Origin of the sequence: Mesorhizobium sp. ISC25 (assembly GCF_042295465.1) — a bacterium.
Taxonomy (GTDB): Bacteria; Pseudomonadota; Alphaproteobacteria; order Rhizobiales; family Rhizobiaceae; genus Mesorhizobium.
This window is the reverse complement of record NZ_CP135441.1, coordinates 6,064,768-6,079,129: the sequence shown is the minus strand read 5'-3', so window position 1 is coordinate 6,079,129 and position 14,362 is coordinate 6,064,768. Positions and strand designations below refer to the sequence as shown.

12 protein-coding genes and 1 pseudogene are annotated in these 14,362 nt (G+C 59.5%); 6 read left to right on the top strand and 7 right to left on the bottom strand.

The features are described from left to right. Nucleotides 1-344: 344 nt before the first annotated feature. Nucleotides 345-581 (bottom strand): hypothetical protein, encoded by a 237-nt coding sequence (locus RQ479_RS29865; RefSeq protein WP_376706081.1) that lies wholly within the window; start codon nucleotides 579-581, stop codon nucleotides 345-347. On the opposite strand from RQ479_RS29865, the pseudogene RQ479_RS29860 reads away from it, so the two are divergent. Continuing rightward, nucleotides 568-1,320 (top strand): annotated as a pseudogene (locus tag RQ479_RS29860) (PBSX family phage terminase large subunit); the annotation flags it as partial. The gene RQ479_RS29865 and the pseudogene RQ479_RS29860 sit on opposite strands and share 14 nt — an antisense overlap. Before the next feature lie 71 nt (nucleotides 1,321-1,391). Here the strand turns inward: RQ479_RS29860 and RQ479_RS29855 are convergent. Then, a complete protein-coding gene (locus tag RQ479_RS29855; RefSeq protein WP_376703394.1) occupies nucleotides 1,392-1,703 on the bottom strand; it encodes a TspO/MBR family protein in 312 nt (103 codons plus the stop codon). 338 nt (nucleotides 1,704-2,041) lie between these two features. Here RQ479_RS29855 and RQ479_RS29850 point away from each other — a divergent pair, with 338 nt between their 5' ends. The 3 genes from RQ479_RS29850 to RQ479_RS29840 all read left to right on the top strand — a co-directional run bounded on the left by RQ479_RS29850 (nucleotide 2,042) and on the right by RQ479_RS29840 (nucleotide 4,661). Continuing rightward, nucleotides 2,042-2,269, top strand: coding sequence for a hypothetical protein (locus tag RQ479_RS29850; RefSeq protein WP_376703393.1), 228 nt, complete (start codon nucleotides 2,042-2,044; stop codon nucleotides 2,267-2,269). An 826-nt stretch (nucleotides 2,270-3,095) separates the two neighbouring features. Beyond that, a complete protein-coding gene (locus tag RQ479_RS29845; RefSeq protein WP_376703392.1) occupies nucleotides 3,096-3,722 on the top strand; it encodes an alpha/beta fold hydrolase in 627 nt (208 codons plus the stop codon). Nucleotides 3,723-3,734: 12 nt separating this feature from the next. Next, nucleotides 3,735-4,661 carry an ArsR/SmtB family transcription factor gene (locus RQ479_RS29840; protein ID WP_376703391.1) on the top strand — a complete coding sequence of 309 codons (927 nt, stop codon included), beginning with the start codon at nucleotides 3,735-3,737 and terminating at the stop codon, nucleotides 4,659-4,661. A gap of 229 nt (nucleotides 4,662-4,890) precedes the next feature. Here the strand turns inward: RQ479_RS29840 and RQ479_RS29835 are convergent, their stop codons facing one another. Further along, the gene (locus tag RQ479_RS29835) at nucleotides 4,891-5,814 is read right to left on the bottom strand and encodes a hypothetical protein (protein WP_376703390.1); all 924 of its coding nucleotides are present in this window, start codon (nucleotides 5,812-5,814) and stop codon (nucleotides 4,891-4,893) included. 411 nt (nucleotides 5,815-6,225) lie between these two features. On the opposite strand from RQ479_RS29835, the gene RQ479_RS29830 reads away from it, so the two are divergent. Then, nucleotides 6,226-7,398, top strand: a complete 1,173-nt coding sequence (locus tag RQ479_RS29830; RefSeq protein ID WP_376703389.1) for a glycosyltransferase family 1 protein — start codon at nucleotides 6,226-6,228, stop codon at nucleotides 7,396-7,398. Nucleotides 7,399-7,400: 2 nt separating this feature from the next. After that, the gene (glf, locus tag RQ479_RS29825; protein WP_376706043.1) at nucleotides 7,401-8,543 is read left to right on the top strand and encodes a UDP-galactopyranose mutase; all 1,143 of its coding nucleotides are present in this window, start codon (nucleotides 7,401-7,403) and stop codon (nucleotides 8,541-8,543) included. Nucleotides 8,544-8,761: 218 nt separating this feature from the next. Here the strand turns inward: glf and RQ479_RS29820 are convergent, their stop codons facing one another. The 4 genes from RQ479_RS29820 to RQ479_RS29805 all read right to left on the bottom strand — a co-directional run bounded on the left by RQ479_RS29820 (nucleotide 8,762) and on the right by RQ479_RS29805 (nucleotide 14,189). Continuing rightward, on the bottom strand, nucleotides 8,762-9,928 hold the full coding sequence (locus tag RQ479_RS29820; RefSeq protein ID WP_376703388.1) for a beta-glucosidase: 1,167 nt from the start codon (nucleotides 9,926-9,928) through the stop codon (nucleotides 8,762-8,764). Between the two features lie 196 nt (nucleotides 9,929-10,124). Continuing rightward, nucleotides 10,125-10,649 carry a ferritin-like domain-containing protein gene (locus RQ479_RS29815; RefSeq protein WP_376703387.1) on the bottom strand — a complete coding sequence of 175 codons (525 nt, stop codon included), beginning with the start codon at nucleotides 10,647-10,649 and terminating at the stop codon, nucleotides 10,125-10,127. 238 nt (nucleotides 10,650-10,887) lie between these two features. Then, nucleotides 10,888-11,304 (bottom strand): response regulator transcription factor, encoded by a 417-nt coding sequence (locus RQ479_RS29810; protein WP_376703386.1) that lies wholly within the window; start codon nucleotides 11,302-11,304, stop codon nucleotides 10,888-10,890. A 707-nt stretch (nucleotides 11,305-12,011) separates the two neighbouring features. After that, nucleotides 12,012-14,189 (bottom strand): DEAD/DEAH box helicase, encoded by a 2,178-nt coding sequence (locus tag RQ479_RS29805; RefSeq protein ID WP_376703385.1) that lies wholly within the window; start codon nucleotides 14,187-14,189, stop codon nucleotides 12,012-12,014. Nucleotides 14,190-14,362: the final 173 nt, after the last annotated feature.

The following is a 14,362-nucleotide window of genomic DNA, read 5'->3' as shown; positions in this document are numbered from 1 at the left end:
TCGTCTTCTCCTTGTTGGCATTCTGCCACTGGCCGCCCTTTTCGCCCTCGATGGCCTCGGCGTCGCCCACATCACGGCCTCGTCGTTGAGGTTTCGCATGCCGTGACCTTCGGCTCTCATGGCCGCGATCCGCCCCGGCGAGTGAGGTGGCATGTGATCTCTCGCCCGCAGTGTCGCCCATTGATGCGCCTGTGAAGGCAGCGGCAGACCCGTGTTGTTGCGAAAACTTTGGTTCGGCCCGCCCTTCTCGCCGTCCGTCGCGCGCGGCGTCGACCATAAGGCCACCTGGTCTTGTAGGTTCAGTGTGTGCCCTCCCTCGATCCGACGCTGCGCCGTCTCCGGCGTCAGCCCTGACCGCGCATGCTGTTCTCCGAGCCGTTCGTCGGCGTGCGCCACATTGGCCACATGTGCTCGACGACATTCGGAAGCTGATCCATGTGCTTCTGACCGGTGCCATTCTCCAGATGATCCGCGCCGCGATCTTCTGGGCCAAGACCCGCATGGGCTGGAAGGAGATTATCGTTGCGCAGCGGCCAGCTCCCAACATGCGCCGAAGTGGTTTGTGCCAATTGGTCGGACAATCCCTGGTTCCCGGTCGAACTCGAACAGGAGCGCGCCGGTTGCGCGCCAACCCTGACCAATACGAACACATCTGGGAGGGCGACTACGTCTCGGTGGTGGCGGGCGCATACTATGCCCGTTCGCCTGCTGAGGCTCGCCGTCGCGGAGAACTCGGCCGCGTAGCGGCGGATCCGCTGCTGCCTTACCGGGCTTTCTGGGACATTGGCCTGCGTGACGCGACGGCGATCTGGATCGCCCAGCTCGTAGGCCGCGAGGTCCGAGTGCTCGACTACTACGAAGCAGTTCGGCAGCCACTCGCCGCTCATCTTGAATGGCTGCGCGTCAATGGCTATGGCAGCGCCCTTTGAGTCCTTCCGCACGATGGGGCGCAAGCCGACATGATCACAGGCCGACGCTTCGAGGACCATATTCGCGCAACCGGCTTCTTCGTGCAGACCATTCCTACCAGGGCAAGGGCGCCGCCCTGAAAAGGAGGGAGGCCGGCCGACGGCTGTTCCCCTCAGTCTGGTTCAACGCCGTCGACTGCGCCGCCGGCATCGACGCACTCGGTTGGTATCACGAAAAGTATGACGAGGCCGCAATGTCGGACTAGGATCAGAGCACGACTGGTCGAGCCATGCCGCAGATGCCTTCGGGCTGATGTGCGTCGCCTACGAGGCACCCGATGCCGATGACGACGATCAGGATGCCTTACTCGAGTGGCACAATCAGTCGCGCTCCGAGGTCACCGGGTACTAGGGCCTGAACTTCAAGAAACCACCCCAGGGCCCTCCTCAGTGCAAGGTGGTCGTCGCACATTCCAGATATCGTCAGTTGAGTCGATCGATTTCCCAATTCAATGCTGCCGCGAAGCTGACCCACAACAGGTATGGCCAAAGTAGCATCGAGGCCGTCGGATCGATCCGCCAGAACGCCAGCACGGTCAGGACGATCGCAAGCCAGAGAAGCGTGATGACCACGAGCCACCTCGCGGGCTGTGGAACGAAAAGAACACCCACGACCAGGCCGTTGAGCGTGATCTGAATTAGAAAGATCGCCGCCGCAAAGCTGATCCAGTCGGGGTTAGCTTTCAGCACGCGATAGAAAGCATAGGCCATCATCAGGTACAGCGTCGTCCACACCGGGGCGAATACCCAATTCGGTGGGTTGAAAGAGGGTTTGGTCAGGTGGGCGTACTATGTGGGTACATTGGGAATGGTTGCGAGGTTGCCGACAATTGCCGCCGTCGCGACCGGCACGATAGCCGCCAGAATGAGAAGAAGCGTGCTCGTCCCCGGATTGACCATGATGCCCCTTGTGTTGAACAGAGACGCAGTAACGCTGGAGGGCTCGGCGAAGTTTCACCGCCGCAGTCGCAAACCCATATGTTGCGCGGCGCATTGTCATTTTTAAATGACTCCTTGGGCAGCGGAGTCATTGTCCGCCTGTTGTTCACCTGTCGCCAGCTGAGGAGGCCCACATGATTGATCGCATGAACATTGACTCAGCCCTTTACCCGACCGACTTGGAAGCCCTGAAATCCGTTTTCATCCAGATATGCGAGGAAGGGCATGTCGAGCCCGGCTTACCAGCGGCTGAGAAGCTCGCAGCCGACCTTGTCCGGCTTTTCCAGAGTGGCATGACCGATGAGACCATGCAGCTCATCGCGGCTCGGGCGCGTTTTCAGGCGGTTAAGCAAGCAGGCTGATCTAACCCCAATTGCAAGCTTCACATCCCCGATGAACAGGCCCGTCGTGTTCAAAATGCAAAAAGCCCCCCACCTTTCGACGGCGGGGCTGATTGAACCTGACTTTCTGTCCGAGCGGCACGGATCGCAATTTGCTGATCGGCAACGATGTTGGTGACCAGTTGCGCCGAATGGTCGCGGAGCCAGGTCTCGCCGCTACGTTCCGCGCATCCCAGCGCAGTACCACCTGAAACCCGCTCGGATCGCGAAGCGCCGGCTCTGCTCAACCGTGGCGGCACCGTCATTGAAGGTCTGCCGGATTGCACCTTGCAGCGGCCGGAAAGCGGCCTCGTCGAGGTTCATGGCGGCAATGGCGCCGTGATATCGCCGCGCTCCAGGCGCTCACAATGCGGCGCAGAACGACGTTCGAACGGATGCCGTCTATGGTCTCGCTAATTCCCGGGCTCTTGACCCCCTTCGCGCCCGGCATCGATATCGCCCCGCGCCTCAGCCGGGCTTCGCCCAAACGGTGCTGCGCCGGTCATCATCGAGACCCTTCAAAGCATCGGCGTCAAGCGCCCTAACCTACGTCCCATTGCAAAGTTCCGGCGAGCGGAAACCAGCAGAGCCTTCTTCGAGGAACAACCGGCGATCAGGCGGGTTGGGGGCAGCCAATCAGGAGAGCAAAGATGTACTTGGTGAGCCACGCGCCGACATGCGCGGCAGTTCGGCAACAGCATCAGGGCATTTCGAGAGCGGTCACGCCTGTCCACTTTGCGCGCGGCGGCCGCTAGTGGTCCGCGGCACGAACAAGACAACAGCAGCCGGCGCCCTGCTTGGCGCCGGGTTGGCCGGCCTGGCGCTGTACAACAGCGCTCGCGCCAGACGCGCGCTTTTCTCGCATGGATCGGGGCGCTTTATCGGGGTGGCGGGGGTGCGCCTGCACGTCCTTGAGCAGGGCAGCGGGATGCCGTTGATCCTGCTGCACGGAAACGGCTCGTCGGCCGAGGATTTCAGAACCAGCGGCATGTTCGACGAAGCGGCCGGCAAATACCGGGTGCTCGCCTTTGACCGGCCCGGCTTCGGCAGGAGCACGCGGCCGCGGGGCAAATGGTGGACGGCGGCCGCGCAAGCTGATCTCATTCATGCCGCCGTCGCGCAGCTTGGGATCGAAAGATATCTCGTACTGGGCCATTCCTGGGGCGCGTCGGTGACTCTCCAACTCGCCCGCAGGCACCCAGCATCAGTTGCCGGAATCGTGCTTGTCTCAGGTTATTACTATCCGCCGCCGCGCCTGGGCCTTGCACTGGCGGCGCTGCCGGCCTTGCCTGTCGCCGGTGGTGTTTTCCGCCACACCCTGCTGCCGCTGCTTGTGCGGCTCACCTGGCCGCTCGCCATGGGCAAGATATTTCGCCCCCACCCACTAACGCAACTTACAAGCACGAGCGAAGCCATACCTCTGTCACGAGCATAGACTGGCAATTTCATGAGTCGCAATTTTCTGGTGATTGAACCTGAGGACGGCATTGCCGTGCTCAAGGGGCTTGCCTCCTCGGCGCGTATCTCGATGCTGAAACTGCTGCATGAGAAGGGGCCGATGAATGTCAACGAAATCGCCGCCGTGCTGTCGCTGCCGCAGTCGACCGTCTCGACCAACATCCAGGTGCTGGAGGATGCGGGGCTGATCCGCACCGAGAATCTGAAAGCGAAGAAAGGCAGTCAGAAAATCTGTTATCCGACGGCCGAAGAAGTGCTCGTCGTGTTCAAGAGCGAATATCGTGCGGTCAAGAACGACGCGATCGAAGTGTCGATGCCGATCGGGCTTTACACCGGCTTCGAGGTTACCGCGCCTTGCGGCCTTTGCTCGCCGGACGGCATCATCGGTCTGCTCGATGTTCCCAACACTTTCCTCGATCCGGACCGCATGAAAGCCGGTCTGCTATGGTTCACGCGCGGTTTTGTCGAATACCAGTTCCCCAACAATGCCAAGCTCGCCAATGCCGAGATCACCGAACTCGAAGTGGCGATAGAGCTGTCCTCGGAAGTGCCGGGCACCAGCGCCGATTGGCCCTCGGACATTACGCTGACAATCAATGGCGTCGACGTCGGCACCTGGACGTCGCCGGGGGATTTCGGCGACAAGCGCGGCGTCTTCACGCCCTCCTGGTGGAAGCTCAAGGGCTCGCAATACGGCAAGTTGAAGAACTGGCGAATTGCCAATGACGGCACCTATGTCGACGGCCTCAGGATTTCCGAAACCGGCCTCGCCGCACTCGATCTGAAGAGCCATCATTCAATCCGCATCCGTATCGGCGTCAAGGACGACGCCAAGCGCCCCGGCGGGATCAACATTTTCGGCAAGGGCTTTGGAAATTACGATCAGGACATCCTGCTCAGGATCAAAACCGCGTAAATCGACTGGTCGCGTTGCTCCGCGCAGTTACAGCTTGTCAGATTTGCAGCTACCAACGTCGTCTATAAAGCGACTAGCTTGCCTGACGCGTTCAGATTCCTCGTCGCAAGCTTCGCCCATTGGCTGCGTATCGCCTAGTACACTCGATCACCGGTACAAAGCGATCCGTCGTCACACCAACAGCCAGAGCGTTTCATTCTCCGTTCCGGCAAATGCCAGAACTTACAATCTAGGCAACTTTGAAAACTATTTGTCGATCCAGGTCACACTTGGCCAATCCGAACCGCCAGCGATGGTTCGTCGCCTCACGCCTGCTCTGATAGAACAAGGTCAGTTGCCGGCCGTCGATCATCACCGTCGAATGGCCATTCTCGCCGGGCTCACCAGGGTCGAGAACGGGGCCGACGGAAACGTAGGGACCCTTGACGTCATCGGCGATGGCGAAGAAGACGCGCTGCCGGCTGCCGCGCGGACCTTCGGGCAGGAAGCAGGTGGCGTTGAGAAGCACACGACCGTCCGGCAGCTCGACGAGCTGGGCGCCTTCGATCCCCCATTCGTAATCCGGATGCTCGCGCGCATTGTGATGCGGCACGTCGAGATGATCGAGTATCTTGCCGAGACGTTTCCATGGCCCGAACCAGGAATCGGATTGGCTGCGCGCCAGATAGACATCAGGCTGGGGCACCCTGGTGAATTTGGGCATGCCTGAATAGACGATGTAGCGCTTGCGGCCGATGATTGCCGGATGGGGATCGTAGATGCCGTCCTCATCGGTGTCGGGCAGCGACAATATTGCCGAATGGAGCACAACCCAATGAAAGCCGTCATTGGAGACCGCATGCTCGCAACGTCCGCCGGATTTCATGAATTCGGTCTGGATGAACATATGGAAGACGCCGCACTCATGAATGACGCCCGGGGCCGCAACGCCCGATCCGGTTATCGGCAAGAGGATCGGCTCGTGCTCTGTCCAGGGTCCATAGAGATCCGGCGCTGTGGCGTGGAGTATTTTCCAGCTTTCGGTCGTGACCGTGCCGCTTGAGCCGAAGACGTGCCAGAGCGTACCGTCGAAAACGGGACAAGGGTCCTTCAGGTCATCCACGACCTGCGGGTGAAACAATGGAAAGACGTTGGTTTCAAAGTCGATCTTCATTCGCCAACCATCCCTCGATTCCTGGCGGCTCCACTCAAATGAACCACCTGCGCGACTCAGATGAAACGATTCGCAGGGCTAATTTATAGCTCCGCCGATGAACGGTTGTTGAACGATTGAAGGATTTCAACCGTCCTGTGGCGATAGGCCACAATTGGGGGAGATCCCGACCTGACGCGAAGACTTCACCCGTCGGACGGGATGGATCGAATGGGGCGGCCGGCTCGCCCCTTCTCTCTGTTGAGCCATCGCAAGTGGAGCGGGCAGCGGGTCTCGCCTGAACAAGTTTGCAGCTATGGAACAACTTACTGGGATGCAAGTTATATAGATGGCTGCGAACTCATGTCGAAGCTGCCTCGCTTAACATATGTTAATCGAGGCATTTTCTAACTATAACTAAGGATATTTTACATGGAAATGGCGGTTGGCAGGCCCATAGCACCGAACACCTCCGTACAATCGTCTATTATACTTTGCTTTTCCCATCTCCGATGGAATTTCGTATTTCAAAGACCACAACACATTCTGACCCTCGCTTCAAACCAGCAACAGCTAATTTACTTCGAAGAGCCGATGTTCGACGAGAGACGCCACCCGTCGATGCGAGTGAACGATATTTCATCTACGATCAGAATTGTGACGCCGCTGATCTCAGTTGGTACTTCCGCGACCAGGGCAGACGCGATCCAGCGCAGGTTCGTCGACCAGATCGTCGCCTCCACGCCGCATGACCGATTGACGACCTGGTATTACACGCCCATGGCGCTACGCTTCAGCGATCATCTCGCCTGTGACATCTGCGTCTACGACTGCATGGATGAACTCTCTGCGTTCAAAAACGCTCCCGCAGAGTTGACGCAGTTGGAAAAGGCGCTGTTGCAACGTGCGGATATCGTCTTCACGGGCGGGCAGAGCCTCTACGAGGCTAAGCGCAGCTTGCATCGGGCGATCTTTCCCTTCCCGAGCAGCATCGACGTTGCCCATTTCCATCAGGCTAGAGCGCCAGGTGAGGACCGGCTCGACCAGGCCGACATACCTCACCCGAGGGTGGGGTACTTCGGGGTCATCGACGAACGGCTCGACCTCGAACTGATCGCGCAGGCGGCTGCGGCAATGCCGGACGTGCATTTCGTCATGCTCGGCCCTGTCGTCAAGATCGATCCGGCGAGCCTTCCCGCGGCAGGCAACCTGCATTGGCTGGGGGCCAAGTCCTATGCAGACCTGCCGAACTATCTCCGGCATTGGAGTGCCGGCTGGATGCCGTTCGCGCTCAACGAAGCGACCCGCTACATCAGCCCGACTAAGACTCCCGAGTTCCTCGCGGCAGGACTGCCGGTGATTTCCACGGCGATCGTCGACGTTGTGCGTACCTACGGCGCCGAAGGCCTTGTCGAGATTGTCGATGCGGAGGATATCGAGGCCAAGCTTCGGTGCATCCTGGCCCGCCCCCGCGATTTCCTGGTGAAGAAGGCCGACGCCTATCTCGCCGACATGTCCTGGGAGAAGACCTGGAGCGCGATGGCTGCCCACATCGAGCGCGCCCATGCGATGAAGAGCGTCGTCCCATTCCTGAGGAGGGCGTGAGCGTGTTCGACTGGTTGATCGTCGGGGCCGGTTTCGCCGGCAGTGTGCTGGCCGAACGTATCGCATCGCAACGGCAGGAAAGCGTCCTGATCATAGACCGACGAAATCACGTCGGCGGCAATGCCTATGACTGCTACGACGAGGCGGGAATCCTGATTCACCGTTACGGGCCTCACATCTTTCACACCAACGCCCAATCGATCGTCGACTATCTGTCGCAATTCACCGAATGGCGGCCTTACGAACATCGCGTGCTGTCGCTCGTCGATGGAAAGCTGCTGCCGATACCGATCAATCTCGACACCATAAACCGCCTCTACGGCCTAGAGCTAACGTCCGAGCAGCTGCAGGATTTTTTCGCTTCGCGGCGCGAAACGGTTGAAGAAGTTCGCACCGCCGAAGATGTCGTAGTGAGCACTGTCGGGAGAGAGCTCTACGAGAAATTCTTCCGCGGCTACACGAGGAAGCAATGGGGCGTCGACCCTTCCCAGTTGAGCAAGTCGGTGACCGCGCGAGTCCCAACCCGGACCGATCGCGACGATCGCTACTTTGGCGACCGCTTCCAGAACATGCCGGCAGGCGGGTATACGCGCATGTTCCAGCGCATGCTGGACAATCCCAAGATCAAGATCATGCTGCAGACAGATTATCGCGAAATTCGCGACAAGATCCCCTTCCAGCGGATGATCTATACCGGTCCGATCGACGAGTATTTTGACTGGAAGCTTGGTCGCTTGCCCTACCGCTCGTTGCGCTTCGAGCACATGACGCTTGATTGCGAGCAGTTTCAGCCGGTCGCCGTCGTCAACTATCCGCAGACGGAAAAATACACACGGATCACCGAGTACAAGCATCTGACCGGTCAACAGAGCCCGAAGACCAGCCTCACCTACGAATACCCCACGGACATCGGAGATCCATATTACCCGGTGCCGCGGGCCGAAAACGAGGCGTTGTACAAGCGCTATGAAGCCTTGGCCGCGGCGTGCCCGGAGGTCTGGTTCGTCGGACGCCTGGCGACATATCGGTATTACAATATGGATCAGGTCGTCGGTCAGGCATTGGCAACGTTCGCGCGCATTCAGACGAGCCTGCCGGCAACCGGGATTGTGCCCCCGCCGGTGCAACGCGAGGCGGCCGAGTGAACAGTACGTCGGGTTGAGCGGCATTCGAGCGACCCTAACGTTGGGTGTGTCGGTCACGGACGCGGCCGATTGGCCGAACTCGGCATGCAAGTCGCGGCTCGCAGCAATCGAGGCGTGCCTAGCAGTCATCCTCGGCGAAAGCCGCCAAAGTCACCGCCCGGGCTCTCATCACCGCGGCCAAGCAAGCCAGGATATTTCTCAGCGAACAGATTCAGGGACTACGCCGCGCTTGCTGGTTCTTTTTCAGAGACCTCGAACAATCGGCGCTGGCGGTCCAACTCGTCCGCAAGTGGCTTGCGAACAGTGCGCGAGCCGTCCGCATGGATAGTGGAGAACAAGCCGACTTCGGCGTGGCGCGAATTGTCCCAACCTGGGTAGGCCGTCACCGGGTATATGCATATACCCTGAACAGGTGCGCCGAGGCTGGTCGCGTCGCGCACTTCGTCGCAAACGTAGTGAAGCCAGGCCGGCCGACCGGATCCTTCGGCGCCGGTCTCGGCGATGAACATCGGCTTGTTGTATCGCTCGGCGACCTCGACCAGCATTTCCGAAAGTGCACGGTATTCGTGGTGACCCATCGGTATCGTTGGGCCATTCAAGTACCATTGGTTGTGCGGATAGAAGTTGAGGCCGATGACGTCTACAACGTCCTCGCTGCCGCCCAACTCCGGCTCCACGCGCCCGATCAGCATGTCATACGCCTCGAATTGGCCCTGGCGAGCATTTTCGGCGCGCCGCCGCTCGGGGCGAGTACGGTCACGAGGAGCAATATGGATCAGCGGTTCAGCCCAGATGAACCTGCATCCGGGTTCGGCCTCCCGCATCGCCCTCACGCCGGCGACCGCAGCTTTGACAAGGTGTCGTTTGAACCATCCACGCTTATTCGGCCCGACGCGGGGGAAATAGCCGACCTCCACCGCCCATGCGAAAAACGAAATCTCGTTGATCGGGCACACCAGGGGAGCCACGCCAGTAACGGAGCGATGAACCCGAACAGCTTCCGCAGCGAAACGGACGTAGGCGTCGATAAAGCCCGGGCCACCTTGGTCGATGTGGTCTGGCGAGCCATAGTGGAAGATATCCCAGATAATCTGCACCTCGGCCGCCTGGGCTGCTTCGATCGCCGACGCCCAACTCGACCAGTCGAAGACTCCGGGCGCTGTTTCAATCAGGTGCCAGCGCAAGCCGTCGCGGATCGTGCGAAGCCCAAGCTCGGCGCAACGGCGATAGTCGCCTTGTGCATGGATGTCGTGTGAGGTCGCGCGGATCAGATCAAGACGACCTCCGTCGGCGCGCCTGTGGGAGGAACACTCGAAACCAGCCATGAAAAAACTGTCGAACCCGGAAGAGCCTGCCGTGGGCCGACGAGCGGTATTCTCGTTCATACAACCATCCTGTCGCCCAGGGTGGGCGCAAGCAATCGTACGCGGCAATCGCCCATTGTCAGTTCCGGTCGCCTAGTCGGAACCGGTCGGCCACCGCCACGTCGACGGCGCGGCGGCTGCGGCGTATGTGTGCCTGGATACAACCAAGCTCCAATCCGTCTGTCCGGGGCCGCGGTGGCGTCGATTCGATCCGAAGTTATGCCGCCTGTTGCATCGCCCGTTCGTTGACCCCTGTTTCGCCCAGTCGGGTGAGCGCCTCATCGGTTGCTTTTTCTTCCTTGAGCGTCTGTTCGAGTAGCGGGACGGCGTCTTTCAGACCAAGTAACCCGGCCCATGTGACGAGAGTCCCGTAGCGCGCTATTTCATAGTGTTCCACGGACTGGGCTGCAGCCACGAGACCCGCGTCCAATGCCGGAGCCTCCTCGAATTCCTCCAAAATCTCTTGTCCTTCTTCGATGATGCCGTCGATCGCCGGGCACGTTTTCCCTTGGGCTCTCTTGCCAAATGCGTCAAAAACTTGCTGCAGGCGCTCGATTTGACCTTCGGTCTCGTCACGATGTTTTTCGAACGCCGCCTTCAGCTCTTCTGACTCCGCGCCCTTTGCCATTTTCCGGAGCGCGGTCAGAATCTTGCGTTCAGCGTAATAAATGTCTTTCAACCCATCATAGAAAAGGTCTTCCAAACCCTTGGAGCTGCCCTGAGAGCCTTTCTTCGTCGCCATTGTCATCTCCTGTTCATTTGCATCGACGCATGCATGGTCTAACTGGCCCAGTCTCTTGTTGTTCCTTCGCCACGACTCTGCGGCAGCCAACAGGTCGAGCGACGGTCGGTTGACCGCTGACTTCAACCCGCCGCGTCACAGCGACCGCTTGAGCATCTCGGCTGCGCTCCATTGCGGAAGTTCCGGTATGAGGATCGTCTGCCTGCAGGGTTGCTGTCTGGTGTCGAAGCTGACAAGCTTAGGAACTTTGGTCGAGATCTCTAAAAGACCAGCCGTTCAATCTCCTGATGCGGGCTAGGAGAATTGCCAAGTCATACGGCTTGGCGATTCGAGGGCCATCCTGGCAGAGGTCACCGGCTGCTTTGGCAGTTCGCTCCACGGCCGATGACAGCACCACCTTGATGTTTTCTCTATTCTGCCGAACCCACGCGGCAAGCTGAAACCCATTCGTCCCGCCTGGCAGGTCAACGTCCGATAAAATGGTATCAACGTAGAAGCCGGAATGCCCCACCGCCTCTTGGGCAGCAACGGCATCTTTTGCCTCGATAACTCGGTAGCCACAATGTCGAAGGTAGTCCGCCGTGGCCGAACGAGTGGTCACGTCAGCACTAACTACCAAAATCGTGTCGGGCTTTGACCCATGACGATTTTCCATTCAGCTGGAACGGTCAACCATCTTTCCTGTTCCCGACCACTTCCTACAAATTGCATGCCCCGTACAGACTTCGTCCGGGTGCGTGGGAAGGTGCCATCCTGCCTCCTGGAGAGACGAAGAACGGGCTGAGAGACAATCACAAAAAATACGCCGCATCGAAGGGACGGCCGTCAGGAAGAGAGTGGCCGGTCGCACAAGTTCGGGTAAGTGGAGTGAAAGCCGGCAAAGGCGCAGATCTGCGCGAACAGCTGAGCGAAGGAGCATTCAGCGCGCGACGCTGTGACATATGACACGCCAGCAACTAGCATGCCCTGATATTCGGTGGGCTGCCAGGCGCGTTTGTCTTAGTACCTTTAACGAATGTGAATGCATACGCCACAAACCCTCTGCATTAGTGGCCTGGAAGAGCAGATGTGGAGGCGCGAGGTGCGACGGCTTGAAGATCTCGTGGAACACTATGTCGGCACACGCAGCCGGCGTGATAGAGTCATATCGACAGGACTCGCCTTGAGAGCGCTAAGGCAGGTCGTTGGGATGGCTTCAATCTCAGACCGGGAGCTTGCGAACATGGTCGCCGACCGTGCGATCAGCCATGGCCTCGCCGTGGACTTTGATCATAGCCGGCAAAACTGATCTCTGGCCTTCTTGGACCGCTACTAGGGTCATCACGGGTCGTGCTTTGACCCGCAATCGGTCTCGCGACTGGTTTAACCTGCTGCGTGCGCGGAACGAATGGAACCGATTAGGCTTCGTAGAACCTCCAGCTGTGCGGTGCCTGTTTTAGTTGGCGGCCTGAAGATCAAGCGGCCTCGCCGAAATTCGAACTCGTCCACCCCTTTTATGTTCTGCCAGACCGACGCGGAGGGCTTCGTGCGAAAGGTGATCGCAATTGCTTCGGGTCCTACGTCGACCTGGCTCAAACCCAACTCCGCTGCATCTATTCGCAGTCGGGTTACCTCTAGCAGCGTCGCCACTTCGCTCGGGATGCCTCCGAAGCGATCCTCCAATTCGTCGGCAAATGCATTCAGATCCGAATGCGTGCTCATACGGAACAACCGCGAATACAGGCTGAGGCGTATGGCTGCCTCCGGCACATAGCTTCCTGGGAATGACCCTCCGGCCTGCAAATTGATGTCCGGAAGTTGCGTGTCAGACGGGGGGCCGCCACGAGCAATCGATGAGGCACGCTCGAGCAATCTTTGGTAGAGTCCTACGCCGATCCGCTTTATGTGGCCGGCCTGTTCCTCGCCGAAAAGATCGCCTGCGCCGCGCAGGTCGAGGTCCCTTTGGCTGATGGTCAGGCCAGAGCCAAGCCGGTCGAGCGCCATAAGAGCCGAAAGTCGGCTCCTCGTGGCTTCAGCTAATTCCTTACCGGGCTCGGTCAACAGATACGCAAAGCCCTGCAGTCTGCCTCTGCCTACGCGCCCTCGAAGCTGGTGGAGCTGTGCAAGTCCGAAACGGTCCGCCCGCCAAACCAGAATGGTGTTCGCCTGCGGTATATCAAGTCCGCTTTCGATGATGTCGGTGGCCAGCAAAATGTCACCTTCGCCAGCGGCGAAGCGAACCACGATCTCGTCCAACTCACGCGCTTTCATTTCGCCATGCGCGATCTTCACCGAGAGCTGCGGAACCAGCCTGCCCAGTTGTCTGAAGACAGTCTCGATGTCGTCTATCCGTGGAACCACAAAGAAGCTTTGTCCCCCGCGACGGTATTCACGTAACAGAGCAGCCTTGGCCGAACCGGCATCGAAGGGAGCCAAGATGGTGCGAACCGGACGCCGCTTGGCAGGCGGCGTATTCAGAACAGTGACTTCCTGCACGCCCGCCATCGCCAATTGAAGCGTGCGGGGTATCGGAGTAGCGCTCATCGTCAAGGTGTGGAGGCATGGCGCCAGGCCTCGCAGTGATTGCTTCAGCTTGGCCCCGAACCGATGCTCTTCGTCAATTACGAGCAGCCCGAGATTGGTAAAGGCCACCCCCTTGGCCGCAACAGCGTGGGTCCCGACCACGACTGCAACGTTACCGCTTCTCAGACCGTCCTTGACTTTCCTTGTCTCTGTCGATCGGACCACCCTGGACAGGTGAGCAACCTCGATGTTGAACCCTGCGAAACGACGGCAGAACGTCTCGTAGTGCTGGCGCGCGAGCACCGTGGTGGGCGCAACGATAGCAACCTGCTTGCCGCAGAATGCTGCGGCAGCACACGCCCGAAGCGCCACCTCCGTCTTTCCAAAGCCGACGTCGCCGCAGACCAGCCGGTTCATCGTCTTGCCCGACAACAGGTCGTTCATTACGGCTCGGATTGCGGCGGTCTGGTCGAGCGTCTCGGCGTACGGAAATCGCGCCGCGAAGCGCGCAAGGTCGGCACGCGACGGCTTGATCATTTCGGCGGACTGGTGGGACCTGGCCTTCGCCATGGCAACCAGCCGCTTGGCCACCTTCTCGATCTCCCGGGCCACAGACTGGCGCCGCTTGTTCCAACCTTCACTGTCTAGTCGGTCCAAGGCTACTGCATCTGGCTCGGATCCATAGCGCCATATGCGGCCGAACTCCTCCACTGGAACAAGCAAGGAAGCGCCACCATGATATTCAAGCTTCACGACATCCTGTTGCAGGCCAGCCACTTCAATTTGTTCGATGGCGGCAAGGACGCCCAGGCCGTGGTCTTCATGGACAACTAGATCGCCGACCCGCAGGTCGGGTTCGACTATGCCGCTGCCGGACCCTGCGTTTGCAGCCCATGACGGACCGAATATGTCCGCTGCCGCAACAACCGCAATTCGGGACAGCGGGTCGACAAAGCCCTCCGTAAGATCGAACTCCGCCTTGAGAAGAGAGCCTCTTTTGACCGAGAGGATTTGCGGCCAGTCGGCGACTGGCTCCATCTTGTGACCGAGCTGACGCTCGATCAGCCGGCCTGCTCGGCGCAGTTCCGAAGCCTTCGCCTGTCACCACCACACTAAACCCCGAACTTGCGCGTGCCTCGGCGAACTCGGCGAATTCGCGCCCAGCTCGCGGCAGGTGGTAGAATTTGGGAATTCGACCAACCGGGAGAGTA

Excerpts from the sequence above, each read along its gene's own strand:
- RQ479_RS29830 (WP_376703389.1), top strand. The coding sequence starts at position 6,226 with ATGGAAATGGCGGTTGGCAGGCCCATAGCACCGAACACCTCCGTACAA.
- RQ479_RS29815 (WP_376703387.1), bottom strand. The coding sequence starts at position 10,649 with ATGGCGACGAAGAAAGGCTCTCAGGGCAGCTCCAAGGGTTTGGAAGAC.
- RQ479_RS29850 (WP_376703393.1), top strand. The coding sequence starts at position 2,042 with ATGATTGATCGCATGAACATTGACTCAGCCCTTTACCCGACCGACTTG.
- RQ479_RS29820 (WP_376703388.1), bottom strand. The coding sequence starts at position 9,928 with ATGAACGAGAATACCGCTCGTCGGCCCACGGCAGGCTCTTCCGGGTTC.
- RQ479_RS29840 (WP_376703391.1), top strand. The coding sequence starts at position 3,735 with ATGAGTCGCAATTTTCTGGTGATTGAACCTGAGGACGGCATTGCCGTG.
- RQ479_RS29810 (WP_376703386.1), bottom strand. The coding sequence starts at position 11,304 with ATGGAAAATCGTCATGGGTCAAAGCCCGACACGATTTTGGTAGTTAGT.
- RQ479_RS29835 (WP_376703390.1), bottom strand. The coding sequence starts at position 5,814 with ATGAAGATCGACTTTGAAACCAACGTCTTTCCATTGTTTCACCCGCAG.
- RQ479_RS29805 (WP_376703385.1), bottom strand. The coding sequence starts at position 14,189 with ATGGAGCCAGTCGCCGACTGGCCGCAAATCCTCTCGGTCAAAAGAGGC.